This window comes from Lentzea roselyniae, from assembly GCF_039537795.1.
Lineage (GTDB): Bacteria > Actinomycetota > Actinomycetes > Mycobacteriales > Pseudonocardiaceae > Lentzea > Lentzea atacamensis.
The window spans coordinates 68,797-93,357 of sequence record NZ_BAABBE010000022.1 but is presented as its reverse complement, the minus strand read 5'-3'; the positions used below and the strand labels follow the sequence as shown (position 1 = coordinate 93,357).

General features: G+C 68.9%; 21 protein-coding genes. 12 read left to right on the top strand and 9 right to left on the bottom strand.

Annotation, left to right across the window (positions count from 1 at the left end; translation table 11 throughout):
- Window positions 1-26: 26 nt before the first annotated feature.
- The 5 genes from ABFX45_RS32280 to ABFX45_RS32260 all read left to right on the top strand — a co-directional run bounded on the left by ABFX45_RS32280 (window position 27) and on the right by ABFX45_RS32260 (window position 4,845).
- Complete coding sequence (locus ABFX45_RS32280; RefSeq protein WP_346134064.1) at window positions 27-716, top strand: LuxR C-terminal-related transcriptional regulator; 690 nt, start codon at window positions 27-29, stop codon at window positions 714-716.
- A 26-nt stretch (window positions 717-742) separates the two neighbouring features.
- Window positions 743-898 (top strand): hypothetical protein, encoded by a 156-nt coding sequence (locus ABFX45_RS32275; protein ID WP_346134062.1) that lies wholly within the window; start codon window positions 743-745, stop codon window positions 896-898.
- A gap of 260 nt (window positions 899-1,158) precedes the next feature.
- A complete protein-coding gene (locus ABFX45_RS32270) occupies window positions 1,159-2,499 on the top strand; it encodes a hypothetical protein (protein ID WP_346134060.1) in 1,341 nt (446 codons plus the stop codon).
- An 87-nt stretch (window positions 2,500-2,586) separates the two neighbouring features.
- Window positions 2,587-4,110 carry a peroxidase family protein gene (locus ABFX45_RS32265; RefSeq protein WP_346134058.1) on the top strand — a complete coding sequence of 508 codons (1,524 nt, stop codon included), beginning with the start codon at window positions 2,587-2,589 and terminating at the stop codon, window positions 4,108-4,110.
- A 9-nt stretch (window positions 4,111-4,119) separates the two neighbouring features.
- On the top strand, window positions 4,120-4,845 hold the full coding sequence (locus ABFX45_RS32260) for a nucleotidyltransferase domain-containing protein (RefSeq protein ID WP_346134056.1): 726 nt from the start codon (window positions 4,120-4,122) through the stop codon (window positions 4,843-4,845).
- Here ABFX45_RS32260 and ABFX45_RS32255 read toward each other — a convergent pair.
- Window positions 4,781-5,170 carry a DUF4267 domain-containing protein gene (locus ABFX45_RS32255; protein WP_109634435.1) on the bottom strand — a complete coding sequence of 130 codons (390 nt, stop codon included), beginning with the start codon at window positions 5,168-5,170 and terminating at the stop codon, window positions 4,781-4,783. The genes ABFX45_RS32260 and ABFX45_RS32255 overlap by 65 nt on opposite strands.
- A gap of 92 nt (window positions 5,171-5,262) precedes the next feature.
- Here ABFX45_RS32255 and ABFX45_RS32250 point away from each other — a divergent pair, with 92 nt between their 5' ends.
- The gene (locus ABFX45_RS32250; protein ID WP_346134054.1) at window positions 5,263-5,826 is read left to right on the top strand and encodes a TetR/AcrR family transcriptional regulator; all 564 of its coding nucleotides are present in this window, start codon (window positions 5,263-5,265) and stop codon (window positions 5,824-5,826) included.
- A 7-nt stretch (window positions 5,827-5,833) separates the two neighbouring features.
- Here the strand turns inward: ABFX45_RS32250 and ABFX45_RS32245 are convergent, their stop codons facing one another.
- From ABFX45_RS32245 to ABFX45_RS32230, 4 genes are read right to left on the bottom strand one after another with little or no spacing between them, the layout of a single operon-like run.
- The gene (locus ABFX45_RS32245) at window positions 5,834-6,994 is read right to left on the bottom strand and encodes a THUMP-like domain-containing protein (protein WP_346134052.1); all 1,161 of its coding nucleotides are present in this window, start codon (window positions 6,992-6,994) and stop codon (window positions 5,834-5,836) included.
- 1 nt (window position 6,995) lies between these two features.
- Entirely contained in the window at window positions 6,996-7,952 is a 957-nt protein-coding gene (locus tag ABFX45_RS32240) for a class I SAM-dependent methyltransferase (protein WP_109634442.1), read from the bottom strand.
- A complete protein-coding gene (locus ABFX45_RS32235) occupies window positions 7,942-8,721 on the bottom strand; it encodes an enoyl-CoA hydratase/isomerase family protein (RefSeq protein ID WP_346134049.1) in 780 nt (259 codons plus the stop codon). The genes ABFX45_RS32240 and ABFX45_RS32235 overlap by 11 nt, the downstream gene beginning before the upstream one ends.
- A gap of 55 nt (window positions 8,722-8,776) precedes the next feature.
- A complete protein-coding gene (locus ABFX45_RS32230) occupies window positions 8,777-9,619 on the bottom strand; it encodes an ABC transporter ATP-binding protein (RefSeq protein WP_109634447.1) in 843 nt (280 codons plus the stop codon).
- A 144-nt stretch (window positions 9,620-9,763) separates the two neighbouring features.
- Here ABFX45_RS32230 and glgX point away from each other — a divergent pair, with 144 nt between their 5' ends.
- Window positions 9,764-11,878 (top strand): glycogen debranching protein GlgX, encoded by a 2,115-nt coding sequence (gene glgX / locus ABFX45_RS32225; RefSeq protein WP_346134047.1) that lies wholly within the window; start codon window positions 9,764-9,766, stop codon window positions 11,876-11,878.
- On the opposite strand, the gene ABFX45_RS32220 is transcribed toward glgX, so the two are convergent.
- Entirely contained in the window at window positions 11,855-12,688 is an 834-nt protein-coding gene (locus ABFX45_RS32220) for a PIG-L deacetylase family protein (protein WP_346134045.1), read from the bottom strand. The genes glgX and ABFX45_RS32220 overlap by 24 nt on opposite strands.
- A gap of 259 nt (window positions 12,689-12,947) precedes the next feature.
- Here ABFX45_RS32220 and ABFX45_RS32215 point away from each other — a divergent pair, with 259 nt between their 5' ends.
- From ABFX45_RS32215 to ABFX45_RS32205, 3 genes are read left to right on the top strand one after another with little or no spacing between them, the layout of a single operon-like run.
- Complete coding sequence (locus tag ABFX45_RS32215; RefSeq protein WP_346134043.1) at window positions 12,948-13,526, top strand: cysteine dioxygenase; 579 nt, start codon at window positions 12,948-12,950, stop codon at window positions 13,524-13,526.
- Window positions 13,523-13,912, top strand: coding sequence for a rhodanese-like domain-containing protein (locus ABFX45_RS32210; RefSeq protein WP_109634454.1), 390 nt, complete (start codon window positions 13,523-13,525; stop codon window positions 13,910-13,912). Before ABFX45_RS32215 ends, ABFX45_RS32210 begins: the two co-directional genes overlap by 4 nt.
- A 43-nt stretch (window positions 13,913-13,955) precedes the next feature.
- A complete protein-coding gene (locus ABFX45_RS32205) occupies window positions 13,956-15,077 on the top strand; it encodes a tetratricopeptide repeat protein (RefSeq protein WP_346134040.1) in 1,122 nt (373 codons plus the stop codon).
- 257 nt (window positions 15,078-15,334) lie between these two features.
- Here ABFX45_RS32205 and ABFX45_RS32200 read toward each other — a convergent pair whose 3' ends face one another.
- From ABFX45_RS32200 to ABFX45_RS32190, 3 genes are all read right to left on the bottom strand, one after another.
- A complete protein-coding gene (locus ABFX45_RS32200; protein ID WP_346134038.1) occupies window positions 15,335-15,880 on the bottom strand; it encodes a hypothetical protein in 546 nt (181 codons plus the stop codon).
- A 301-nt stretch (window positions 15,881-16,181) separates the two neighbouring features.
- A complete protein-coding gene (glgP, locus tag ABFX45_RS32195; RefSeq protein WP_346134037.1) occupies window positions 16,182-18,773 on the bottom strand; it encodes an alpha-glucan family phosphorylase in 2,592 nt (863 codons plus the stop codon).
- A gap of 122 nt (window positions 18,774-18,895) precedes the next feature.
- The gene (locus ABFX45_RS32190) at window positions 18,896-20,455 is read right to left on the bottom strand and encodes a serine/threonine-protein kinase (RefSeq protein WP_346134035.1); all 1,560 of its coding nucleotides are present in this window, start codon (window positions 20,453-20,455) and stop codon (window positions 18,896-18,898) included.
- Window positions 20,456-20,695: 240 nt separating this feature from the next.
- Between ABFX45_RS32190 and ABFX45_RS32185 the strand changes: the two genes are divergently transcribed.
- Together ABFX45_RS32185 and treS are read left to right on the top strand one after the other, a co-directional pair.
- Window positions 20,696-22,672: an alpha-1,4-glucan--maltose-1-phosphate maltosyltransferase gene (locus ABFX45_RS32185; RefSeq protein ID WP_346134034.1), complete on the top strand. Its 1,977-nt coding sequence runs from the start codon at window positions 20,696-20,698 to the stop codon at window positions 22,670-22,672.
- Between the two features lie 73 nt (window positions 22,673-22,745).
- A complete protein-coding gene (treS, locus tag ABFX45_RS32180) occupies window positions 22,746-24,554 on the top strand; it encodes a maltose alpha-D-glucosyltransferase (protein WP_109635261.1) in 1,809 nt (602 codons plus the stop codon).
- Window positions 24,555-24,561: the final 7 nt, after the last annotated feature.

The window sequence follows — 24,561 nt, the reverse complement described above, 5'->3', positions numbered from 1 at the left end:
AAGGCGTGCGATCAACGAGGATCGCCGTGCATTCCTGGGAACGGCTCACCGCGGATGCCGTCGCGACCTGGCTGGACGCCCTGCCCGGCTGGCTCGTCGTGGGCACCGCCTGCTCGGTTGAAGACCTGGCGTTGTTGTGTCGGCTGAGACCGCCGGACGTCGTCGTGGGGCAGTTGGAACCGGACCTCGTACCGGACTTTCCACTCGTCCCGCTCTGCCCGGCCTGGGGCCTCGCTGCCTTGCGGGCTTCGTTGGAGCACGTGCCGCTGGTTCCGCTGCGCCGTGTCGCACCGGGTGCGCTGACCGATCGCGAGATGGAAGTCCTCGCCTACGTCTGCTCCGGACAGTCGGCCGCGTTGGTCGCGTCTGCCCTGCGGTTGTCGCCGCACACCGTGGTCAACTACAAGCGGCGGATCTTTGCGAAGCTCGGGGTGCAGAGCCGGGTGCAGGCTGCTGCTGTGGTGGCGCGGCTCGGACTGGTCCGGGCTCCGTGCTCAGGGGTCGTTGCGCGTGAGAACGTTCCCACGCTCACGCATCGGGAGCAGGACATCCTGTCGTCGATCGCTCGTGGGGAGTCGGTCCGGCAGACGGCTCACGCGTTGGGGATCGCGGTGAAGACCGTGGAGTCGGAGCAGCGGCAGTTGTTCTTCAAGTTGCGGGTGCACAACCGGGCTCAGGCGCTGGCGGAGGCGCAACGGCTGGGGTTGCTAACGTAGCGACCCTGCCAGGTGATGACCTGAGCGTGACCGACTGGGAGACACGGCTCGTTGACGCGGCACGTCGCGGCGACTGGTTGGTGTGCACCGACCAGAGCGCGGTGGTCCGCGCCGAGCTGATCCGGGAGTTGCTGCTCGGTCGTCACGGCGACGTGGACCCGCGTGGTGTGCGACTGTCTTGAGCACTGGTCGAGGGGACGCTCGACCTCGACCACGTAACGGCGGTGGCCGGCCTGCACCTGAGTGAATGCGTGATCCATGAGTCGATCACGGCCGCCAGCGCGAACCTGTCCCACCTCTCGCTCAGCAAAGCCCAGGTCGCGGGGATCGACCTCGTCAGCGCTCGATCGCGGGAGATCTCGTCCTGAGAGACGTCGAGTTCACCAACACTGTCGGGCCCGCGCTGAACGCAGACCGCGTCCGCATCGACGGCTGCCTGATCATGCTCGGACAGGTCCGCGCGACCGGACACAGCGAGTTCGGCGTGCTCAACCTGATCCACGCTCGCATCGCCTCGGCGTTCGAGCTGCGTGACGCCGAGCTCTTCAACAACGCCGGTCCCGCCCTGATGGCCGACAACATCCGCGTCGGCGACGACCTGATCATGCGAGGCGCGATCCGAGCCACCGGGCATGGTCAGTACGGTGCGATCAGCATGCTCGGCGCCAACATCACCGGCGACCTCAGGCTGGAGGGCGTCCAGGCCACCAACACCAACGGTCCTGGTGTGCGTGCCCACCGCGCCCGTGTCAGCGGCAACCTGGTCCTGCTGAGCGGAACGCGTATCACCGGGCACGGCAGGGTCGGCGCGCTCAACCTCGTCGGTGTCCATGTCTCCGCGAACTTCCAGCTGCGGAACGTGGAAGTGACCAATACCGACGGCCCCGCACTGGCGGCCCGGCGCATGCAGGTCCAAGGTCAAGTGGCGCTGGAGGAGTCCAGGCTGTCGGGGAACGACCTCGACGGTGCGGTCGACCTGAGAGGCGTCCTCGTCGGCGGGTCGTTCGGTAGCGGACCTCGATCCGGGCTGAGGGTGGACGCAGGATCCGGTCTCGCGCTCAACCTGAGCGAAATGGTGATCGGGAACGCGGTGGCGATCGACCCCACGGTGGCATGCCCGGTGTCCGGGCTGGGTGAGCAGTGCCTCTTTGACGGGCGGGTCATGCTCAACGACCTCTCCTTCGCTGCTCTCGGCCCTGGTTGGACCTGGGGGCAATGGCTGCATGTGATCCGCCGCCACACCTTCGCTTATCACGCCTCGGCCTACCAGCGCCTGGCAGCGGTCGAGCGGGCCGCCGGCCACGACGGCGTCGTGCGCCGGGTCCTCATCGCCCAGCAGACAGATCTGCGCCGTGACAACCCCGACGACCTGGGCGGCTTCGTGATTCGGCGCTTCCACTGGCTGTGGGGCGTGCTCAGCGGATACGGCTTCCGGGCTCGCCGCACCGCCGCCGCTCTTCTCGTGGTGCTCGTGATCGCCGGTGCACTCGGCTGGTGCGCCGGCCAGATCCCCACCGGCCCAGGCCATCTCGCCGCCGAGCGTGTCAGCAGCGCCACCGCCGCGGCCGGAGTGCCCTGTTCCACAGTGGAACTCGTCGGACTGGGACTGGACCGCGGTTTGCCGTTGGCGATGACCGGCATGCGGGCACGGTGCGATCTCGACACCGTGTCACACGCAGGCCAGGCATTCACGGCCGCCATCTGGCTGGTGCAGCTAGCGGTCTGGGGCCTCGCGACGCTGGCACTGGCCGGGTACACCAACCTGGTGCGCAAGCCCGGCTGACGTGGAAACCGGCGTAAGGGATTGGCGTCCCCTGCATGGTTCTTCGTCCGTGCGGCGACGAGTGATCTTGCAGAAAACTGCGCTGACATGGGCAATCTCACCAGACGTGGATTTCTGGGAGGGGTCGCGGGCGCCGGTGCGGTGACGCTGGCACCCTCCCCTGCCGTCGCGCAGACAGTCGCGCAGACAGTCGACGCGGCCACCTCACCCCGGTTCTTCGGACGGATCTTCCCGAACCTCCCGCCGTTCGCCGAGAACACCCCGCGCGTGCAGGACGCGTTGCGGGCGATGGGGGCGCCGGGCGGGCTGCTGGACGCCAAGGATCCGTTGCGCGAAGGGCCGATCAGGCTCATCACCAACCCCGAGCTGAGTCCCGGCAACCTCGACAACCCGTTCAACACGGCAGGGACGACGTTCCTCGGGCAGTTCATCGACCACGACCTCACCTTCGACCTCCACTCCCGGCTCGCGGTGCCGGCGGTGCCCGAGCAGAGTCCGAACACCCGCAACCCCACGCTGTCGCTGGATTCCGTGTACGGGGGCGGGCCGGTTCAGAGTCCGCAGCTGTACGACAGCAACGACAGAGCGAAGTTCCGGGTCGAGAGCGGCGGGCTGTTCGAGGACCTGCCGCGCCGCAGTGACGGTGTGGCGATCATCGGGGACCCTCGCAACGACGAGAACCTCATCATCTCCGGGTTGCACGCGGCGTTCCTGTTGTTCCACAACCGGGTTGTGGATCGGCTCAGAGCGCAGAACACGCCAGCCGACCGGGTCTTCGCGGAGGCGCAACGAACCGTTGTGTGGCACTACCAGTGGATCGTGGTGCACGAGTTCCTGCCGCAGGTCATCGGCTTCGGGCTCACGCAGGACATCCTCACCCACGGGCGGCGCTTCTACCGGCCCGCGCAGAACCAGCACTTCATGCCGGTCGAGTTCCAGGGGGCCTGCTACCGGTTCGGGCACAGCCAGGTGCGGCCGTCCTACCGGGCGAATTTGAAGGGGGACAGCAACAACCAGCCGTTCTTCGGGTTCATCTTCGATCCGGCGGCCGAAGGACAGAGCGACCCGGTGGATCTCCGCGGCGGGCGGCGGGCGCGCAGGAGGTTCATCGGGTGGCAGACGTTCTTCGACTTCGGGGACGGGCAGGTGCGGCCCAACAAGAGGATCGACACGCACATCAGCACACCGCTGTTCCGGTTGCCGCTCGGCGCCATCGCGGACGGCAGCCCGCCCACCGCGCTCCCCCAGCGCAACCTGCTGAGGCACCTCACGTGGTCGTTGCCGTCCGGGCAGGCCGTGGCGCAGGCCATGGGCATTCCGGTGCTGGACAACGTGCCTGAGCTCAGGGAGTTCGGCTTCGACCGCTCGACACCGCTCTGGTACTACACGTTGCGGGAGGCCGAGACGCTCGGCGACGGCATCACGCTCGCGGGAGCGAGCGCCAGGCTGATCGGTGAGGTGTTCGTCGGGCTGCTGCAGCTGGATCCAGAGTCGTACCTGCGGCAGCAGCCGGGCTGGAAGCCGACGCTGCCGGCGCGCTCCTCCGGTCAGTTCGGAATGGTCGACCTGCTCAGGCTCGCCGGGGTCGATCCCGTGAGCCGGGGCCAATAGTGTGGGGTGGTGTTCACCGTTTCGGAACGCGACCGGTTGCGTCGTGACCTCGTGAACGCCGCCGACACCGACCCGCGCGTGGTCGGGGCGGCGTTGACGGGGTCGGCGGCCGTGGGCAGGGAGGATCGCTGGTCCGACATCGACTTCGCGCTGTCGGTCGACCGCGAGATCGACGCCGTGGTGGCCGACTGGACCGCGCTGATGTACGCGTGCGGCGCGGTCAGCCACCTCGACGTGCGGCGCGGGGCTGTTCTCTTCCGGGTCTTCCTGATGCGGTCGACGTTGCAGGTGGACATCGCCTTCTGGCCGTCGACCGAGTTCGGGGCGACGGGGCCCACGTTCCGGCTGCTCTTCGGTGACGCCAACGAGATTCCGCAGCCGGCGCAGCCGGACCGCGCCGAGCTCATCGGACTCGCCTGGCTCCACGGGCTGCACGCGCGGTCGTCGATCGAACGCGGCCGCTGCTGGCAGGCGCTCTACATGATCAACAACATGCGTGACCACGTGATGTCGTTGCGCTGCCTCAACGAAGGCGTCAACGCCGTGCAGGGGCGCGGCCTCGACGATCTGCACGACGCCGGCGAGTTCGCCGGGACGCTCGTGCTCTCCACACGCCCCGACGAGCTGCGCAGGGCGTTCCACGTGCTGACCGGACTGCTGCTCACCGAGATCAGCGACTCGGCACTGGCTGAGGCCGTGCGGGCGCTGTCTCCCGGAGCAGCAGTCCAGCGGTGAGCAGCACCAGCACGGCCGCGGAGCCGTGCACCGCCAGCGCGTAGCCCACCGAACCGCCACTCGTGATCACCGCCAGGCAGTCGCCGATCGGGATGATCGAGTCGGCCAGCACCACCCAGCCCAGCGCGCGACGCTGCTTCAGCAGCAGCAGGATCAACGCTGTCAGGCCGTACGCGAGGTCGCGCACACCCTTCACGACGTAGTAGCCGGACGGGTCGACGATGCCGAACCCCGCGGCCGCGCCGTGCCCGTTGAACAGGTAGCCCAGCCCGAAGACGAAACCGGCCAGCACGACGAGCCAGGCCATGATCGTGGTCAACCGCATGATCTCTCCCCATGACTTCTAGCACTGCTAGTGACTAGAGCAACGCTAACAGCACCAGCGCTCGAATGTCTAGCAGTGCTAGATTCAGAGCCGTGAGCATCCAGAGCCGACGCGAACGCGAACGCGCCGAACGCCACCAGCTGATCATCGACGCGGCCCGCGAGCTGGCCGAGGCGGAAGGCTGGGACGCGGTCACCACGCGCAGGCTCGCCGAGAAGGTCGAGTACAGCCAGCCCGTGCTCTACAGCCACTTCAAGAACAAGGACGCGATCATCCGCGAGGTCGCGATCCAGGGTTGTGGCGAGCTGGCCGAGAAGTTGCACGAAGCCAATGCCGTGCAAGGAAAATCGCGCCAGCACGCCGTCGCGGAGGCATACCTGGAGTTCGCCAGGGAGAGGCCCGCGCTCTACGACGCCATGTTCGTGCGGGAGGTCGACATCCCGTTCGGCACCGCCGACGCGCCCGCCGAGCTGCGCGCGGCGTTCGCCGAGCTCGTCGCCGCGGTCGAACCCGTTGCGGGCGACCGTGATCTGGAGACGCTCACCGAGGTCTTCTGGAGCACGCTGCACGGCATCGCCACGCTCACCCACGGCAAGCGGCTGCGGCCCAGCCACCACCTCGACCGACTGGATCTCGTGCTGAGCCAAGGCCGCTAGCGCGGGATCAGGTCCGCTCTGCCCGACACAGCACCATGACGGGTTTCGTACCGATCCTGGTCAACACCACCGTGGCCTCGTCACGGCCGGCCAGCTTCAACCGCTTCCGCAGGGTGTTCGGGTCGACGTCCAGGCCGCGCACCAGGATCTCCAGCCGGCCGATCCCGCGCGTCTTCAGCAACGACTTGAGCGCCTTCTCCGTGTAGTGCCCGTGGTCGAGCACGCGGAACGCGCGGATGCCCGCGGGAGGTGTGTCTCCGCTCAGGTACGCGATGCGTTCGTCGAGCTGCCACAGACCGTGGCGGGCCGCGTAGTGCCGCACCAGGCCCGCGCGCACGACCGCGCCGTCCGGGTCGATGATCCACTCACCGGGCGGGGTGACCGGGCAGTCGTCGGGTTCGGCGTCGGTGACGGTCCACGAGTCGTCACCGTGGATGACCGTCGCGCGGCGTGAAACTCCTTCCGTGGCAAGGCCTCGCGTCCACAGGCAGGCTTCGCGCACGGCGCCGTCGAGCGACACGAGCTCGATCTCGTCGGCCCACGGCGCGACCGCGAAGTCGATGCCGGGCGCGCACTTCACCGCGAGGTCGACGTGCGCGTACACCTCGGACAGCTCGTCCAGCGGTGGCACGAAGTCCTGCGGGTGCCACTTGCGGCGGCCGGACGAGTCACGGCGGGCCGGGTCCGCGGTGACGGCCGTGGCCCGGGAGACCGGCTTCAGCGCGTCCGCCTGGACGACCAGCTGGCCGGGAACGTTGTTGCGCGCCATGGCGAGCCGGACCGGGTCGAGGTCCGAGCCGACGCACCGGGAAGCGACAGCGTTCAACGCGAACAGGTCCGCGCCGATCGAGCACGTGACGTCGTGCACATCGCGCCCGGCGAACCGCGAAGCCCGATGGCGGGCGACCGGTGACGCGGTGGCCTGCTGGAGGGCGTCGTCGGTGAAGAGCCACTCGGCGGCGTTGTCCAGTTTGGACGTCGCGCGACGGCGCAGCAGCACGGTTTCCACGACGGGAGCGAACCGCTCGCCGAGGAGCTTGCGGGCGACGCCCACGTCGTGCAGGCGAGAAGAGTCCGTGAAGGGCAACGCGTTCACCTCGGCGACGGCGGCGACTCCGGCGGCGGACCGCAGGAACGCCACGTCGTCCGAGGTGAACGCGTACCCCAACTCAGGAGGACTTCTTGCCGGTGACCGACACGTTGTAGAACACCTCGCGCGGCAGGACCTTCGCGAAGATGTTCTGGTCGACCCACGAGAGGTTCTGCCAGGTGCGGTAGGCGAACATCGCCCAGCCGAAGCCGAGCTTCTCGCGCGGCACGGCGGCCTCGAACGTGCGCACCGGCCAGCCGAACAGCGCCGCGGACAGCTCGTCGGTGACGGCCTTGACCTCCACCGCGCCCGCGCGCCGCGCGGTCTTCTCCAGGTCGTCCGGGTCGAACGTGTGGAGATCGACTACGGCTTCCAGCGCGGCGGCGCGGGAGGACTCGTCGAGCTCCTCCTGCGGGCGGCGCCAGTCGTTCAGCACCGGTACGGCCTTGGTGATGTTCGTGGTCAACCACCACGTCGCCTGGCCGAGCTTGCGGGCGTAGAAGTTGCCGATGTTCGTCGGATCGCCCGCGAACACGAACTTGCCGCCCGGCTTGAGCACGCGCAGCACCTCGCGCATCGCCGCCTCCACATCAGGGATGTGGTGCAGCACCGCGTGGCCGACGACGAGGTCGAACGTGTTGTCGTCGTACGGGATGCGCTCGGCGTCGGCGACCCTGCCGTCGACGTCGAGACCGAGGTGCCGGGCGTTGCGCAGCGCGACCTCGACCATGCCGGGCGAGAGGTCGGTGACCGAGCCCTTCTTGATCACGTCGCCCTGCATGAGGTTCAGCAGGAAGAAGCCCGTGCCGCAGCCGAGCTCCAGCGCGTGCTCGTACGGACCCGTGTCACCCGCGACGGCCTTGAAGCGGTCGACGGCGTAGGTGATGCAGCGGTCGTCGTAGGAGATCGACCACTTCTCGTCGTACGTGCCCGCTTCCCAGTCGTGGTAGAGCACGTTGGCGAGCTTGGGGTCGGAGTACGCCGCCTGGACCTCTTCCGCGGTCGCGTGCGGGTTGGGTGCCGGATCAGTTGCCACTGAACTTCGCCTTTCCCGGGCCGTTCTCGATGAACGACTCCACGCCCGCCTTCTTGTCCTCCGTCGCGAACAACGCCGCGAAGAGGTGGCTCTCCAGCTTGAGGCCCGACTCCAGATCGGTGTCGAGGCCACCGTCGACGGCGGCCTTGGTCGCGGCGAGCGCGAGCACCGGCCCGTTGACGAACTGCTTGGCCCAGCGCTTCGCGGCCCCGTACACGTCGTCCGGAGCGACGACCTCGTCGACCATGCCGATCTCCAGCGCCTCCTGGGCGCCGACGAACCGGCCGGTGTAGAGCAGGTCCTTGGTCTTCGACGGGCCGATCAGCCGGGCGAGGCGCTGCGTGCCGCCACCGCCGGGGATCAGGCCGAGCAGGATCTCGGGCTGGCCGACCTTGGCGTTGTCGCCGGCGATGCGGCGGTCGCAGCCGAGCGCGACCTCGAAGCCGCCACCGAGCGCGTAGCCGGTGATGGCCGCGACGGTCGGCTTCGGGATGGTCGAGAGCGCGCCGAGAGCGTCCGACAGGCTCTTGGCCCGCAGCGTCATCTCGGCGTGGGAGATCTGCGCGAACTCCTTGACGTCGGCGCCCGCCGCGAAGACCTTCTCGCCGCCGTAGACGATGACGGCGTAGACGTCCGACCGTTCGCTCGCCTCCTTGGCGGCGGCCTGGAGCTCGGTCTGCACCTGCCGGTTCAGGGCGTTCATCGGCGGCCGATCCAGCCGGATCGTGCCGATCCCGTCCTCGACTTCCAGCCTGACGAACTCAGCCACGCAGCGCCCTCCTAGTTGTCGCGACCCCGGTGTCACGTTACTTGGCGGTAGCTTCTCAGACCTTTCGGCGGGCGAAGAACCGCTCCCCCGACTTTTGCAGTTCGAGGTCCTGACCGAACGTCTTTGAGAGGTTTTCCTCAGTGAGGACGTCGTCGAGCAGGCCCTGGGCCACGATCGAACCCTCGCGGAGCAGCAGCGCGTGCGTGAAGCCGGGCGGGATCTCCTCGACGTGGTGCGTGACGAGGATGGTCGCGGGCGCGTCGGGGTCCATGGCGAGCTCCGACAGCTTGGCCACGAGATCCTCGCGTCCGCCCAGGTCAAGGCCTGCGGCGGGCTCGTCCAGCAGGAGCATCTCGGGGTCGGTCATGAGCGCGCGGGCGATCAGCGTGCGCTTGCGCTCACCCTCGCTCAGGGTGCCGTAGAGGCGGTCGGCGAGGTGCGCGATGCCCAGGGTGCCGAGCAGCTCCCGGGCCCGGTCGGTGTCGAGCTTGCCGTACTCCTCGCGCCACCTGCCCAGCACCGCGTAGCCGGCGGACACGACGAGGTCGACGACCGTCTCGTCACCGGGGACGCGTCCGTTGAGGGCCGCGCTGCAGAGGCCGATGCGGGGCTTGAGCTCCTGGACGTCGGTCTTGCCCAGGCGCTCGCCCAGGAGGTGGACCTTGCCCCTGGTGGGGTGCAGCTCGGCGCTGGCCAGCCGCAGCAGGGTCGTCTTGCCCGCTCCGTTGGGGCCCAGCACCACCCAGCGCTCGTCCAGTTCCACGCTCCAGTCGATGTTGCCGACCAGCGTGTTCTTCCCTCGACGGACCGATACGCCCGCCATGTGCACGACCAGATCTGTCACGTCGACGTCCGCCACGAGCCCATTGTTCCCAACGGCCTCCCGCACCCCACCCATCGGGGTCACCCGGACGTCACGTGGGGAGCCCGTGCACCTCGGGGCCGCCGGTGATGTGAGCGATGCACGCTATGAGCAGGCGCACTGCGCCGCCTGGCTGAACTCGCAAGTTTTTTGTCGGTGTCGGATGCCAAGATCGGAGGTATGGCTACGCGACCCGAGTCCGAGGTGCTGGCAGGGCGTCCGTTCCCACTGGGGGCGCACGCCGAGGCGGGCGGTGTCCGGTTCGCGGTGACGTCACACGTCGCCGAGGCGGTCGAGGTCTGCCTGATCGACGACGACGGGGCAGAGAAGCGGGTGGAGCTCACCGAACGGACGTTCGGGGTGTGGCACGGGCTGGTGCCGGGGGTCACGCCGGGGCAGCGGTACGGGTTCCGGGTGCACGGGCCGTACGACACCGGGCGCGGGCTGCGGTGCAATCCGGCGAAGATCCTCGTGGACCCGTACGCGCGGCAGATCACCGGGAAGATCACGGACCTCGATGCCGCGCTGGGGTACGTCGGCGACCCGATGCACGGGCCGCCGTCGGCCGTCGACTCGCTCGGGTCGGTGCCGCTGTCGGTGGTCAGCTCGCCGGGCGGCGCGGACACCGGGGTGAAGCCCGAGGTGCCGTTCGAGGAAGCGGTCATCTACGAACTGCACGTCAAGGGCTTCACGAAGAACCACCCGGAGATCCCGGAGAAGCTGCGCGGCACGTACCTGGGGCTGGCGCACCCGGCGGCGATCGAGCACCTCACCAGGCTCGGCGTCACCACCGTGGAGCTGCTGCCGGTGCAGGCGTTCCAGGACGAACCGTCGTTGATCCAGCGGAACGCGAGCAACTACTGGGGGTACTCGCCGCTCGGGTACTGCGCACCGCACGCGGGGTACGCGAGTGAGCCCGGCCGGGAGGTCCAGGAGTTCCGGACGATGGTGGCGGCGCTGCACGCCGCGAACATCGAGGTGTTGATCGACGTCGTCTACAACCACACGTGCGAAGGCGGGCCGGGCGGTCCGACGATCTGCTTCCGGGGGTTCGACGCGCCGGGGTACTACCTGCACGCGGGTGGGGGCAGCACGGTGGACATCACCGGCTGCGGGAACACGCTGGACGCCGGGTCGCCGCAGGTCGTGCGGCTGGTCACGGACTCGCTGCGGTACTGGGCCGGCGAGATGGGCGTGGACGGGTTCCGGTTCGACCTGGCGTCGACGATGGGGCGGCCCGGCGGCGGGTTCTTCGATCGGGACAGCGCTCTGCTCACGGCCATCACCACGGATCCGCTGCTGTGCCGGGCCAAGTTGATCGCCGAGCCGTGGGACGCGACCGGGGACGGGTACCGGGTCGGCGACTTCGGGGTGCAGTGGGCCGAGTGGAACGGCCGGTACCGGGACACCGTGAGGGACTTCTGGCGCGGGCACACGTCGGTGCGGGATCTCGCGTACCGGCTGAGCGGGTCGAGTGATCTGTACGCGGACGATCTGCGCCGGCCGTGGCAGTCGATCAACTTCATCACCGCGCACGACGGGTTCACGCTCAGGGACCTGGTGTCCTACAACGACAAGCACAACGAGGAGAACGGCGAGGACAACCGCGACGGCACGAACGACAACCGGTCGTGGAACTGCGGGGCAGAGGGCGAGACGACGGATCCCGAGATCCTGAAGCTCCGGGCCAAGCAGGCGCGGAACCTGCTCGCGACGCTCGTGCTGTCCACCGGCACGCCGATGATGGTGGCGGGCGACGAGATGTGGCGGACTCAGGGCGGCAACAACAACGCCTACTGCCTCGACAACGCGGTGTCGTGGGTGGACTGGGACCGGACCGACGCCGGTGAAGCACTGCTCGGGTTCACCCAGCGGCTCATCGAGCTGCGGGCCAGCTCACCGGCGTTGCGGCAGCCCGAGTTCTTCGAGGGACGCACGACGCCGAGCGGCAACCCGGACCTGGTGTGGTTCCGGCCGGACGGGCAGGAGATGGCCGAGACCGACTGGTTCGACGAAGGACGCCGCACGCTCGGCATGTTCATCGACGGCTCGAACTGCCTCTCGCGCACGCGGGAAGGTGAGCTCGTGTCGGACGACTCGTGGCTGTTGCTGATGCACGCCGGGGCGGACCCCATCACGGTGACGTTGCCGCACGAGCGCTACGGGCCGTCGTACGAACCGTTCCTGGACACCACGACACCGGACGGCTCCCCCGCGGATCCGTCCGGCCTGCTGCCGAGGTCGAAGCTGACGCTGGAACCGCGCTCGCTGCTACTGCTGCGCCTGCCGCGCTGAGCGAGGCAGGTCGATGTACTCGTGCGGGTCCGCCGCCGCCGGGTCGATCATGAGCTTGCCGACGCTGTGGTACCCGAGCGCGTACCGGCCGCGCTCCGGGTCCCAGCGGCCGTACTCGGCCAGCGCCTGCCGCTTGCGCGCGAACTGCTTGGCGGACAACGGAAGCACGTAGTCGGCCGTCCGCTGCTCCCGCGGGTACGTGTAGCCGTAGACCCAGTAGAAGCGGAAGTCGAGGCCCGCAAGGCCTTCCGCGGCCTCACGGCACGCCTTGTGCGTCAGGTTGGGCTGGTCGGGCGGGGAGCCGTGGATCACGTCGCGGTAGCCGTTGACCAGCTTGTGCGAGGCACCGGGGTGCTTCCGCTCGAACTCGAGGATCGTGTTCCGCACCTCCCGGACGAACCCGGCGTAGTCGCCCCACGCGGAGTCCGGCCGGTCGCGGACGACGACCTCGTCGACGCCGAGACGTCGCGCCGCCGCCCTGAACTCGGCGGTGCGCGCCCGCACGATGTCCTCCTGCGTCAACCCGAAGCGGTGTGAACCACCGCCGGGGCAATCCTGCCCGAGAGGACAGTCGGCGATGCCGTTCATGATGTCGAGCAGGCCGCCGTTCTCGCCGCGGGTGAGCAGCACGAGGATCACCCGGCGGCCGGCCTCCTCGTGCTCGCGGATCGACCCTGCCATCGCGAGGGACTCATCGTCCTGGTGGGGCGAGTAGAAGATCGCTGGTGGCGCGACGGCCCTGGCGGTGCCGGTGGGCACCAGGGCCGCGGCGGCACCGAGAGCGAGCGCTGTGCGACGACTGATCTCCATGCTGATCTGCCTACGGCCCGGAGCAGGACGGTCGCAAGATCTGGTCAAGACCACAGACCACCGAGTGGACGCTCTAGCCACTCTCCGAGAGGGTCTGGCACCATCGCTCGCGTGCCGGTCCACTTCTTCTGGTCCGACCGCACGATCGACCTCGTCCTCGTGGCCTCGTGCGGGTGTAGCTCGACGCGACGCGCGCGCTGAGCCGCTGCGTCGCGTCTTGATCGCTACCCGTACCGACGTGGCCATCAGGAGCGAGCCGGTGACTTCGACCATCGCAGAATTCGACCTGCATCCGCGGCTGGACAGCCAGCTGCTGCGTGACGTGATCCACGCGTCCCGGCCTTTGTGGACGCCGCGCGAACTGCGCGACCTGACCTCGTTCGTGGCGAGCGAGCTGACCACGGGCCTGCTGGAGATCCTCGAGTACTCGGCCGACCGCCGCTGGTGGGCGCGGCTCGGCCTGACCGAGGGCGTGGAGCTGTGGCTGCTGTCGTGGCTGCCGGGACAGGGCACGGAGCCGCACGACCACGGCGGCTCCGCCGGGTCGTTCACCGTGCTGACCGGCGCGCTGCGTGAGGACTACCGCTACCCGGCGGGACCGGTCCGCACGGCGGTCCGCAACACCGGTGAGGCGCTGGGCTTCGGCTCCGGGCGGGCACACCAGGTGACGAACCCGTTCGCCACGCCCGCCGCGACCGTGCACGCCTACTCCCCGCCGCTCGTGCCGACCCGCGAGTACGCGTCGCTGCTCGACATCCCCGACTCGATCCCGCCGCTGCCCGCACAGCGTCTCCCCCTGCCCGAACTGCGTCAGCTGGCCGACCAGGAGGGCCCGTGAGCAACGTCGACATCATCCTCGAAGAGGCGCGGTCCCACCTGAAGCGGCTGGAGCCGCATGAGCTGCACCGGCTCGAGGACGCGTTGATCGTCGACATCCGGCCGATCCACAACCGGCTGGCCGAGGGCGAGATCGAGAACTCCGTCGTGGTCGAGCGGATCGTCCTGGAGTGGCGGCTGGATCCGGCCGGGGACTGGCGGCTGCCCGGCTTCGACGCCGGCACCACGGTGGTCGTGGTGTGCAACGAGGGATGGGCCTCGTCGCTGGCGGCTCGCGATCTGCAACGGATCGGGCTCGCCAACGCCACCGACCTCGTCGGCGGGTACCGCGGCTGGCGCGCGGCCGGTCTGCCGATCCGGGAGGGCGGCTCCCAGGCCGTGGTGTGAACCGGGGGTGGAACCGCTGTCACGCCGGTAGCGTCTGGAGATCGTGACAGTTGTGCGCTGGGTCGTGACGGCACTGGCGGTGGCCGGCACGATCGCCTGGACCTTCCCGGACTTCCACCTCGGCCTGGCCGGGGCGTTGATCGGTCTCCTGCTGCAGCTCACGGCGGCGCAGGCGGGTCTGGCGCTCGGCGCCGTCCTCTTCGGACTGCGGATCACGCACCTGATCATCGGCCTCGGCAGCGAGCTCAAGTCGTGGACCAGGACGAACCAGCGGATCGTGCTGCGTTCCATCCCGGTGCTGGCCGCGGTCGGCATCACCGGGCAGAAGCCGGGCGTGCGCAGGCGGACGGTCATCACCGGGGCCTTCGCCATCGCCTGCTGCGCGCTGATCACGGCGGCGGCCTGGCTCGCGATCGGTTCGGCGTTCGGCAAGGGCCTGGCGCTCGCCACCACCGCGTGCCTCTGCCTGCAGCTCGTGCCGATCGACAAGGCCGGCCACACCAGCCTGGGCTGGTTCGTGTTCGGCCTGCCGAAGCTGAGCGGCCGGCGGCTCGGCGAGCTGGAGGCACGGCCGCGGGTGCTGGCGGGCATGGACGCCTACCACCGCGGCGACATCGACGAGGCCGAGCGGATCTACGACGAGCTGGTGAAGGACCACCCCGACCTGATCACCGTGGTCGGGCTCAAGGTCGTGACCAGGTGCGCCCGCGAGAAGTACCTGGAGGCGCTGCAGGCGGTGCTCGCGCTGAACGGGCGCGACGACATCGGCACGCGTGAGCTGGCGTTCATCATGGCCACCACGGCCGGGATCACCGTGCAGGCGGTCGAGGCCGGGCAGTTCCCGGCCGAGGTCGGGCTGGAGACAGCCCGCAACATGCTGAACAACGCCTACGAGGCGGGCTATCCGCAGCACCGGGCGAACGGGACGCTGGCGGTCATGGCGTTGGTCGAGGGCGACACCGCGAAGGCCAGGCAGCTGGCCGGGTGGGCCGCCAAGAGCAGCGAGAACGCGCCGGGGCGTGCCGACGACCTCATCACCATGGCGCGGGCGTGGATGGCAGACGGCAACAACGCGAAGGCCCGCGATCTCGTGGCCGAGGCGCACGAGCTCGCGGGCTGGAGCCCGCGGGTGGCGGCGGCCCGCGCCCGTCTCGAGATCAGCTAGCCGCAGCTCGAGGTGCCCACGACGATGTTGCCGCCGCCACCATTGCCATCACCTGCGCAGGCTAACCACATCGTCTGACCGAAAACGGATCAGTCGCACAATTGTGTGCAGTTCCGAAAGCGCCAGAACCACAACCACCGGGTGACCGCGCAGGTGGTGAAAGGTATTCAGCCCGGCGCGGAATACTACGGAACGCACACGGGAAAGGGCCCGTCACCGAGACCGGTGACGGACCCTTTCCCACCCCGCGTTTCAGATCAGCTGTTCTCGACCGGCAGCGGCAGGCCGGGCAGCGTCGGCAGGCCGCCAGGAGGTGCCGGCAGGCCGCACTTCTGCAGCAGGTCGGTGACCGTCTTGAGCAACGTCGTCAGAATCCCGGTGATCTTGCCGATGTCCGGCAGGCCACCACCGGCAGCCCCGAGGATCGTGCCGCCGAGACCGGCGATGGACGAGACCAGGTTCAGCACGACCGGCAGACACTGGTCGACAGGCCCGCTGTACTCGGCGGCCTTGACCGGCAACGGCACGCCCGGCGCGCTCACCGGCGGTGTCGGCAGACAGCCGGCGCCCTGCAGAGCGGAGACCAGCCCGAGCAGATCACCGATCAACGGTGTCACCGCGCCCACGTTCGGCACGGGCAACAGGCTGCTGACGACTTTCGTGAGCTTCCCGGCGAGGTCGGTCACGAGACCCGCGCAGGCGGCTGGGAGTTCTTGCGCGGCGGGCGTCGCACTGGCAGCCGGTACGGATGAAGCGGTGAACAGAGCTGCGACGAGCGAGAGTGCGGTAATCGTCTTCTTCACGGCTACCTTCTTCCTCAATGCGCAAATTCGCTGGAGCCGACCGGAAATACCGTCGTGGAAATTCTGGTGCGGTTCATTCCATGTGACAGAGCGTAAGCCTGTACACCGGCCCCTACCAGCGGAGATCACGAATTCACCCACTCGAAAAAGGGCTCATTCGATTGAGGGAGGGCGCTGAATCGAACACGCGCCTGCCCCGGATCACGAGCAGTGAACAGGAAACAAAGAAGACGAACACATCAGGGCATCCAGCCCACCGCTTGAAGGCGAACTGGATGCCCTGTGTTGATCTCCTGCCAGGTCAGCTGGCCAGCACGACCCTGCCGAGTTCCCCGGGAGACGCCAGCAGACCGTGACGCGGCAGCACTCGCACGGTGTAGCCGAGCGAGCCCGCGTGCGGCAGCGGCACCTCCGCCTCGTAGTTGCCGTTGCCCGCGTAGTTCATCGGGGCGGTGACGACGTCCTTGAGCTCGTCGGAGTCGTGGGACACCTTGCCGAGCACGACCTGAACGTCCACTTCGGACGGCTCCAGCCCTGCCAGCTCGACCCGCGCCCGCACGATGACCGGCGCACCCAGCACCGGCACCGACGAGCCGCCGAGCACCAGGTCGCTGTCGAGCACCCGCACCCGCGTCCACGACGCGCGCAGCCGGTGCCGGTACGCGGACAGCTCCTTCGCGCCGCGGAAGCCCTCGCCGACCACACCCGCGGCCGACGCGGCCGACGGCGCGTAGTAGCTCTCCACGTAGTCGCGGACCATGCGCGAGGCCTGCACGACCGGCCCGAGCGAGGCCAGCGTGTGCCGGACCATCGACATCCAGCGGGTCGGCACGCCGTCCTCGCCCCGGTCGTAGAACAGCGGCGCGACCTGCGAGCCGAGCAGCTCGTACAGGGCGTTGGCCTCCAGGTCGTCCCGGCGGATCGGGTCGGTGACGCCGTCCGCGGTCGGGATGGCCCAGCCGTTGGACCCGTCGTAGAGCTCGTCCCACCAACCGTCGCGGATGGACAGGTTGAGGCCGCCGTTCAACGCCGCCTTCATGCCGGACGTGCCGCACGCCTCAAGCGGGCGCATCGGGTTGTTCAGCCACACGTCGCAGCCCCAGTACAGGTACCGGGCCATCGACATGTCGTAGTCCGGCAGGAACACGATCCGGTGCCGCACGCCAGCGTCGTCGGCGTAGCGCACGATCTGCTGGATCAGCGCCTTGCCGCCGTCGTCGGCCGGGTGCGACTTGCCCGCGACCACGAGCTGCACGGGCCGCTCGGGGTGCAGCAGCAGGCCGCGCAGCCGCTCCGGGTCGCGCAGCATCAGCGTGAGGCGCTTGTAGGTCGGTACGCGCCGGGCGAAGCCGACGGTCAGCACGCCGGGGTCGAACACCGAGTCGGTCCAGCCCAGCTCCAGCGCCGACGCGCCGCGCTGCAGCCACGACTCGCGCAGCCTGCGCCGCACCTCGGTGACCAGGCGGCCGCGCAGCGTCGACCGCAGCTCCCACAGGCCCGCGTCGGTGACCGGCTCGAACGAGCCGATGCCGAGGCCGGTGCTGGTCTGGGTGTCCGCTTCGGACGCACCGAGCAGCTTGCTCATCTCGGTCGCCGCCCACGTCGGACCGTGTACGCCGTTGGTGACCGAGCCGATCGGCACCTCGGTGGCGTCGAAGCCCGGCCAGAGGCCGCGGAACATGTCCCTGCTGACCTCACCGTGCAGTTTGGACACACCGTTCGCGCGCTGGGCCAGGCGCAGACCCATGTGGGCCATGTTGAACATGCCGGGGTTGTCCTCCGCGCCGAGCGCGAGGATCCGCTGGGTGTTCACGCCGGGCACGAGCTGCTCGGACCCGAAGTAGTGCTGGACCAGGTCGACCGGGAACCTGTCGATGCCGGCGGGCACGGGCGTGTGCGTGGTGAACACGGCACCGGCACGCGCGGCCGTGAGCGCCTGGTCGAAGTCCAGACCGTCGTTGGTGATGTACTCGCGGATCCGCTCAAGACCGAGGAAGCCCGCGTGGCCCTCGTTGGTGTGGAACACCTCGGGCTGCGCATGGCCGGTGAGCTCGCAGAACGTGCGCACGGCGCGCACGCCGCCGATGCCCGCGAGGATCTCCTGGCGGATGCGGTGGTTCTGGTCGCCGCCGTAGAGCCGGTCGGTGACGCCGCGCAGGTCCTCGTCGTTCTGCTCCACGTCCGAGTCGAGCAGCAGCAACGGCACCCGGCCCACCTGGGCCCGCCAGATCTTGGCGCGCAGCATCCGGTCGCCCGGCATCGCCACGTGGACCAGCAACGGCAGCCCGGACGGCTCGGTCAGCAGCTCGAGCGGCAGCCCGCGCGGGTCGAGCGACGGGTAGTGCTCCTGCTGCCAGCCGTCGAGCGACAGCGACTGCCGGAAGTAACCGGACCGGTAGAGCAGGCCGACCGCGATCAGCGGCACGCCGAGGTCGCTGGCCGCCTTGAGGTGGTCACCGGCGAGGATGCCGAGGCCGCCCGAGTAGTTCGGCAGCGCCTCGTGCACGCCGAACTCCATCGAGAAGTACGCGACGCTCGTCGGCAACGGGTTGTCGGTGGTCGCTCCGTGCTCGCGCCGCTGGGCGATCTCGTCCTGGCGCCGCTGGTACCACCGTGGCCCCTCGACGTAGCGCTCCAGGTCGGAGGCGAGCGCGTGGAGCTTGAGCAGGAACTGCTCGTCTCTCGCGAGGGCCTCCAGCTTTCCGGCGTCCACGACGGAGAGCAGGCGCAACGGGTCGCCACCGACCTCTGACCAGACGCGTGGGTCGATCGAGGCGAAGAGTTCCTGCGTGGGCGGGTGCCACGTCCAGCGCAGGTTGGTGGCGAGCGTGCTCAGCGCGGACAGGGGCTCCGGCAGACTGGCTCGGACGGTGAACCGGCGAAGTGCTCGCATGCCGAGGCAACTTACCTGCCACCCCCGCACGCCTGACAACGTTCCCGCTCACACCTGCAACGACTTGCAGAACCGGTCAAGACGCCCGGCCGCGTGAGCAGCCGAAACGACGAAGCTGCCGTTCAGCGCTGTTCGTCGATGATGAGCAGTTTGTCGCCTTTGCCGGAAATCTTGAGGATGTGCTCCTCCGTCACGACCTTGTTCGTCTCGGCCTCGGTCAGGTCCAGCGCCGTCGTCACGGTGAAGGTGCCGTCGTCGGACGTCGTGACGACCGGATTGCCCTTGACCGCGACCTTCGTGTAGCCGCTCCAGTACTCCTTCTCGGAGCCTTCGCTGGGCGCGCTTTCCGGATCCCAGTCCTCTCGGGCGCCCGCGACGTCCTTCGGCAGCTTCGCGTAGTGCTGCTTGACGAACAGCGTGACCTGGGCCGCGTTGAACTTGCTCGCGGGCTTCGACGGCGGCTGGCTGGTGTAGGTCTGCGACGTCGGCGCCGGCTTCTTCTGGGCCGTGGTGGTCGGAGCCTTGGTCTGGGTCGTGGCGCCGGCCTGCGCCTGGCTCTGCGGGGTGCTCTGGGTCGAGGTGGGCCCCGCCGCGCTGTTGCCGCCGCCGCCGGCGTTGATGATCGCGTACGCCACGCCCGCGACGAGCAGCACCGCGAGGATCGAGGCGGCGACGGCCAGGCCCCGGTTGCTCTTGCGCGGCAGCTCCGGCTGGTCGAACACCGGCGCCGGCGGCCTCGTGCGCGGACCCTGGGGCGGCGGCCCCAGCGGCGGTACCGTGCGCGGCCCCTGCGTGCCGGGCCCGGACGGCATCACGGCGGTGCCGGACGGCGGCGTCATCGGGCGAGGAGGGAGCACGGTGGTGACCGGGGGCACGTTGCCGGACGCGATCGCCTTCAGCTCCTCCGCCGCCTGGGCCGCGGTGGGGCGCTGCGACGGCTCGTTGGCCAGCAGCCGGACCAGCAACGGCGTGAGCGGGCCGGAGCGCATCGGCGGCCGGGTCTCGCCGCGCGCGACCTTGTAGAGCAGGCCGAGGTCGTTGGTGCTCTTGCCGAACGGGGGCTCGCCCTCGGTCATCGCGTAGAGCGTCGCGCCGAGCGAGAAGACGTCCGACGGCGGCGCGGGCTCGGCACCGCGGGCGAGCTCCGGCGCCAGGTACGCGGGCGTGCCCGCGAGCATGCCGGTCTTGGTCACGGCGACGTCGCCCAGCGCGCGCGAGATGCCGAAGTCGGTGATCTTGACCGCGCCGTCACGTCCAATGAGGACGTTGCCGGGCTTGATGTCGCGGTGCACGATCCCGGCGGCGTGCGCGGCGGCCAACGCGGACGCGGCCAGCGACCCGATCCGGGCGGCCTCCACCGGGGGCATGGGTCCGCGCTCGTCCAGGACCGCCGACAGGTTGCGGGAGGGCAAATACTCCATGACCAGACAGGGCTTGCCGTTGTCGACGACGACGTCGTACACGGCGATCGCGTTCGGGTGCTGCAGGCGCGCGGCAATGCGCCCTTCCCGCATGGCGCGCTGGACGGCTTCGTGGAACTCGTTCGGCTGAACGTCGTTGAGGAGCAGCTGCTTGACCGCGACGTCCCGGTGCAGGAGCTCGTCGCGTGCGCGCCACACGACGCCCATCGCGCCGGCGCCGAGCTGGTCGAGCAGAACGTAGCGGTCGCCAAGCTTGTTCACGCGCGGGACGGTACCCGTAGCCCCCTCGTAACGTCGTGGGTATGGGGCGAACGGTCCAATGCCGAGAACGTGAGGTGGCCACATGATGGACGGAGATGCTGGACACACAGCCCGCTCAAGGTGTGCGATCGACACCGACTGGGTACGGACCTGGAACGGGGCAACCCGCTGACAGGCCGCTTGATCGAGCAAGGCAGGATTACGAGCTACGCGGAGCGACACGGCGGAAAGGCGCTGCCGATGAGTGGACGGCTCGGTATCGACGACGTATCCCCGGTGGTGTCGGCTGGCAGGTATCCAGCCAAAGCCGTTGTGGGAGAACACATTCCGGTTCAGGCCACGGTGTGGCGCGAGGGTCACGACAAGCTCGCGGCGACAGTCACGTGGCGAGGACCGAACGACCGAGTCGCTCGCCAGACGAGAATGCACGAGGTCGGCATCGGCCTCGACCGCTGGGGTGCCACGATCGTTCCCGATCACCAGGGAGCGTGGACGTTCCGGATCGATGCGTGGAGCGACCCCTGGGGCACCTGGAACCACACCGTTGAGGTGAAGATCGCGGCGGGACAGGGTCCCGGCGATCTCGCAAACGATCTTGAGATCGGTGCACAGCTGCTCGATCGGGTGGCACGACGCCCGGATCGGAGACAGGAGCGAGCACTTCTCACGTCCGCGGCGGAAGCACTCCGCGACGAGGACCGGCCGCTGGGCGAACGCGTCGCGCCGGCCTTCGCCGACGACGTCCAGAAGATCATGTTCGAGCACCCGGTGCGCGAGCTGATCACCAAGGGCAAGACGCACAAGATCTGGTGCGACCGCAAGAAGGCCGCGTACGGCTCGTGGTACGAGTTCTTCCCGCGCAGCACAGGCGGGATCGACGAGACCGGCCAGGCGGTGCACGGCACGTTCGCCACGGCGACCAAGGAGCTCGACCGGGTCGCCGCGATGGGCTTCGACGTCGTCTACTTCCCGCCGATCCACCCGATCGGGCGAGTGAACCGGAAGGGCCCCAACAACACGCTCGTCGCGGGACCCGAGGACACCGGTTCGCCGTGGGCCATCGGCGCGGACGAGGGCGGCCACGACGCGATCCACCCGCAGCTCGGCACGATCGAGGACTTCGACGCCCTCGTCGAACGCGCCCATCAGCTCGGCATGGAAGTCGCACTCGACTTCGCGCTGCAGTGCGCGCCGGACCACCCGTGGGTGCTCAAGCACCCGGAGTGGTTCACCACGCGGCCGGACGGCACGATCGCGTACGCGGAGAACCCGCCCAAGAAGTACCAGGACATCTACCCGATCAACTTCGACCTCGACCCGCAGGGCCTCTACCACGAGGTGCTGCGCGTGGTCCTGTACTGGGCCGAGCACGGGGTGCGGATCTTCCGGGTCGACAACCCGCACACCAAGCCGCCGGACTTCTGGCAGTGGCTGATCTGGAAGGTCAAGGAGGTCTACCCGGACACGCTGTTCCTGTCCGAGGCCTTCACCCGTCCCGCGCGGCTCTACGGCCTGGCCAAGCTCGGCTTCACCCAGTCGTACACGTACTTCACGTGGCGGACGGGCAAGCAGGAGCTGATCGAGTTCGGCGAGGACCTCCGCGACCACTGGGACGAGGCGCGGCCGAACCTCTTCGTGAACACGCCGGACATCCTGCACGAGTCGCTGCAGCACGGCGGTCCCGGCATGTTCGCGCTCCGCGCGGCCCTCGCGGCGACGCTCTCCCCCACGTGGGGCGTGTACAGCGGCTACGAGCTGTTCGAGCACGAAGCCGTCAAGCCAGGCAGCGAGGAGTACCTCAACTCCGAGAAGTACCAGCTGCGGCCGCGTGACTACGCCCGCGCACTCGCGGACGGGCGATCTCTCGAACCGTGGCTGCGCAAGCTGAACCACATCCGCAAGGCGCATCCGGCGCTCCAGCAGATGCGCACGCTGAAGTTCCAGCACGTGGACAACGACGCGCTACTCGCCTTCTCCAAGCGCGATCCGGCAACGGGTGACACGGTCGTGGTCGTGGTGAGCCTCGACCCGAACAACGCCCAGGACGGCACGCTGTACCTCGACCTGCCCGCACTCGGCTTCGACTGGCACGAGCGGGTGATCGCGCACGACGAGGTCACCGGCGAGACCTGGGACTGGGGACAGGCCAACTACGTCCGCCTCGAGCCGTGGCGTGCCGTCGCGCACGTCGTGAGCCTGCAGCGCCGCTTCAGCTAGGTCACGGGTGGCTTCCGTCGTTCGGACGACGGAAGCCACCCGTGACCTCAACACCCCGACGAGGTGGGAGATCATGAACGAAGACACCCGTCCCGACGCGGCACTGGGCTTGGAAGGCATTCCGCACACCGGTGAGGCCATCGACGACGACGGCATGCTCATCGAGCCCCAGGCAGAGGACTTCAAGTCGGCCAAGCCGGCGCTGGCGAACCCGAGCTGGTTCAAGGGTGCCGTCTTCTACGAGGTTCTGGTCCGCGCGTTCAGCGACTCCAACGGTGACGGGACAGGTGATCTCAGAGGGCTCGCGTCCAGGCTCGACTACCTGGAGTGGCTGGGCGTCGACTGCCTCTGGCTGCCGCCGTTCTACGCCTCTCCCCTGCGCGACGGCGGGTACGACATCAGCGACTTCCGCGCGGTGCTGCCGGAGTTCGGCACCGTCGAGGACTTCGTGTACCTGCTGGAGGAGGCGCACCGGCGCGGGATCCGGGTGATCACCGACCTGGTGCTGAACCACACGAGTGACGCGCACCCGTGGTTCCAGCAGTCGCGGCAGGACCCGACGGGCCCGTACGGCGACTACTACGTGTGGAGCGACGACGACTCGCGCTATGCGGGCGCCCGGATCATCTTCGTCGACACGGAGTCGTCGAACTGGACGTACGACCCGGTCCGCGGCCAGTTCTTCTGGCACCGCTTCTTCAGCCACCAGCCGGACCTCAACTACGAGAACCCGGACGTGCAGGAGGCGATGCTCGACGTCCTGCGCTTCTGGCTCGACCTCGGCATCGACGGGTTCCGCCTCGACGCCGTGCCGTACCTCTTCGAGGAGGAGGGCACGAACTGCGAGAACCTGCCGCGCACGCACGAGTTCCTCAAGCGCTGCCGCAAGGTCGTCGACGACGAGTACCCCGGCCGGGTGCTGCTCGCCGAGGCGAACCAGTGGCCGTCGGACGTGGTCGAGTACTTCGGCGACCCGGAGATCGGTGGCGACGAGTGCCACATGGCGTTCCACTTCCCGCTGATGCCGCGGATCTTCATGGCGGTGCGGCGCGAGTCGCGGTTCCCGATCTCGGAGATCCTGGCGCAGACGCCGGCGATCCCCGAGAACGCGCAGTGGGGCATCTTCCTGCGCAACCACGACGAGCTGACGCTGGAAATGGTCACGGACGAAGAACGTGACTACATGTACGCGGAGTACGCCAAGGACCCGCGGATGAAGGCGAACATCGGCATCAGAAGGCGTTTGGCCCCGTTGCTGGAGAACGACCGCAACCAGCACGAGCTGTTCACCGCACTGCTGCTGTCATTGCCCGGTTCGCCCGTCCTCTACTACGGCGACGAGATCGGCATGGGCGACAACATCTGGCTCGCCGACCGCGACGCCGTGCGCACGCCGATGCAGTGGACGCCGGACCGCAACGCGGGCTTCTCGTCGTGCGACCCCGGCCGGATCTACCTGCCGGTGATCATGGACCCGGTCTACGGCTACCAGGCCCTGAACGTCGAGGCGCAGCTCAACAACACGTCGTCGCTGCTCAACTGGACCCGCCGGATGATCGAGGTGCGCAAGCAGCACCACGCGTTCGCCGAGGGCGACTTCAGCGAGCTCGGCGGCTCGAACCCGAGCGTGCTCGCCTACAAACGACTGTGGAAGCGTCCCGACGGACGCGAGGACATCGTGCTCTGCGTGAACAACCTGTCACGCTTCCCGCAACCCGTCGAGCTGGACCTCTCCGAACACCGCGACTACACGCCGCTGGAGCTCACAGGAGGTGTCAAGTTCCCGGCGATCGGGGAACTCCCGTACCTGCTGACCCTTCCCGGTCACGGTTTCTACTGGTTCCAGCTGGTAGAGGCGGGCGACGACGGCGAAATGAGGTGAATCGCGC

Coding starts and splice junctions, on each gene's coding strand:
- ABFX45_RS32265 (WP_346134058.1), top strand. CDS start 2,587: ATGGGCAATCTCACCAGACGTGGATTTCTGGGAGGGGTCGCGGGCGCC.
- ABFX45_RS32220 (WP_346134045.1), bottom strand. CDS start 12,688: ATGGAGATCAGTCGTCGCACAGCGCTCGCTCTCGGTGCCGCCGCGGCC.
- ABFX45_RS32185 (WP_346134034.1), top strand. CDS start 20,696: ATGAGTGGACGGCTCGGTATCGACGACGTATCCCCGGTGGTGTCGGCT.
- ABFX45_RS32230 (WP_109634447.1), bottom strand. CDS start 9,619: ATGGGTGGGGTGCGGGAGGCCGTTGGGAACAATGGGCTCGTGGCGGAC.
- glgP (WP_346134037.1), bottom strand. CDS start 18,773: ATGCGAGCACTTCGCCGGTTCACCGTCCGAGCCAGTCTGCCGGAGCCC.
- treS (WP_109635261.1), top strand. CDS start 22,746: ATGAACGAAGACACCCGTCCCGACGCGGCACTGGGCTTGGAAGGCATT.
- ABFX45_RS32255 (WP_109634435.1), bottom strand. CDS start 5,170: ATGCGGTTGACCACGATCATGGCCTGGCTCGTCGTGCTGGCCGGTTTC.
- glgX (WP_346134047.1), top strand. CDS start 9,764: ATGGCTACGCGACCCGAGTCCGAGGTGCTGGCAGGGCGTCCGTTCCCA.
- ABFX45_RS32270 (WP_346134060.1), top strand. CDS start 1,159: ATGCTCGGACAGGTCCGCGCGACCGGACACAGCGAGTTCGGCGTGCTC.